The sequence below is a fragment of the Moorena sp. SIO4A1 genome (genome assembly GCF_010672065.1).
Classification (GTDB): Bacteria; Cyanobacteriota; Cyanobacteriia; order Cyanobacteriales; family Coleofasciculaceae; genus Moorena.
Genome location: NZ_JAAHHX010000428.1, coordinates 1 through 1,903, shown reverse-complemented (window position 1 = coordinate 1,903; position 1,903 = coordinate 1). Strand labels below are relative to the sequence as shown.

Annotated in this window: 1 protein-coding gene and 1 pseudogene; both read left to right on the top strand. The window is 45.1% G+C overall.

Features of this window, described 5'->3' with window-relative positions; translation table 11 throughout:
* A pseudogene (locus F6K53_RS39030) lies at positions 1 to 553 on the top strand (sodium/proline symporter); the annotation flags it as partial.
* Positions 554 to 1,184: 631 nt separating this feature from the next.
* Positions 1,185 to 1,903, top strand: a 719-nt coding sequence (locus F6K53_RS39025; protein ID WP_293085260.1) for a reverse transcriptase N-terminal domain-containing protein, incomplete at its 3' end; no start/stop codon positions are given.

Sequence of the window (1,903 nt, the reverse complement as noted above, 5' to 3'; positions counted from 1 at the left end):
TTTCAGTTTTGGATTGTTTCTAGTAATTTTTTTGTGGATTGGGGCTCTAGCTGCTAAATCTTCCGATAATACAGAATCAGACTACTTACTTGGCTCACGCTCTTTTGGAAAAGTCTTTGTCGGTCTAAGTGCTGGAGCAACGGGAAACAGTGGATGGATTATGATCGGAACCGTTGGAATGGCTTACTCCATGGGAGTTTCTGCTCTGCTGATGGTAATTGCCTGGTTCTTAGGTGATTTAACCTTTTGGACTTTTTTCCCGGATAAAATAAACCAGATGTCCAGAGAGCAAAACTCCCAAACTATTCCGGAGTTCCTAGGCTCTACAGTCAAAAAACCTCAAGGCAGACGAATAATCACATTGATTGTTGCTGTGATCACTGTTGTATTTATCGGAGCCTATACTGCCGCACAATTTGCTGCAGCTGCCAAGACCCTTGATGTATTTTTTGGAGTTGACCCTACCATTGGAGCTTTGATCGCAGCAGCTTCCATTTTAGTCTACTGCGTAACCGGGTGCGGCTCGTTCTCACTAGGAGCCTCTAGAAGCTAGAGGGGTATGAGTGAGGGGATTCGTGAGGATAACACCTCAAAATCCTAACTATCTTCCGGATGGTGGTGAAAATCCACCCCTTGAAGGGACAAGTGACTCTCTATCTGGCCACACCGAGTAGGCGGCAACCTACAGAGTGACGCTGGCATCAGGGCGGAATTAGGACTGAAACAGATTAGGTTCCCTACCGCTAAGGAGGAGATGACATGGGCAAACAAGTCCTAGAAAAGTGTCTTACGCAGAAGCCACAATCTGAAACAAACCATGTGGACTTCATCCTTTAATTCTCACGACGTTTTCCTGTTGATAGTCGTAACCCCGAGAAGAGGATAGGCAAATTGGTTAGAAGTTACCGCAAGAATAGTGGAGCCTTTATAGTTAGTCGGCTATGGGTAAAAGGGTTAAAAATTTTGTAGTAAGGCTCCACTATTCTAAGGTTTCATCTCCGGACTGCCCTAAATCATCAAAACAATCTGGATGATGGAACGAGTAAAAACGGTGGCAATAAACAAAAGGGTCGGAGGAACGGTCGTAACCTCAGTAAGCTATGCCAAAGCCTAATCCCCACCACCGGGTAAGATGTGTTCAAAACTGGGCACGGGTGTTCAGAATATACAAACCAATGGAGAGTATGGGTAGACACAGACAAAAATCTAGTGACCTTTGGAAAGGACAAAACTGGAAACAACTCCGGAAAAACCTTTTCCGCCTACAAAGGCGCGTATATAAAGCAGTTAAAGCTGGTGACTTGAGGAAAGCTCGGTCTCTACAGAAACTGATTCTGAAATCCCGCTCAGCTCAACTTTTGGCCATACGTCAAGTGACTCAGCTCAATCAGGGCAAGAAAACCGCCGGAATAGACGGCAAAACCGCACTGAGCTGTAATGAAAGGTTTAAAGTACTTGAGATAATGAAGGGAAATGCCCTTGACTGGCACCACTCCGGTCTTCGCGAAATCCCAATTCCCAAGAAAAATGGGAAAATAAGAAAACTCAAGATACCTACCATCACAGACAGAGCATGGCAATGTCTAGCAAAATTCGCCCTCGAACCAGCACACGAAGCCACATTCCACGCCCGTAGTTACGGATTTAGGACAGGTAGAAGTGCTCATGATGTACAAAAGTACGTGTTCCAAAACTTAAACTCGTTCTGCAAAGGCATCAACAAGAGAGTAATAGAACTAGACATTAAAAAGTGTTTCGACCGCATTTCCCATAAGTCCATCATGGACAGGTTAATTGCACCAGCAAGTTTGAAGACTGGGATATTCAGATGCCTTAAGGCCGGAGTTGACCTGGAATTTCCTGAGCAAGGAACCCCACAGGGAGGTGTAGTCAGCCCACTACT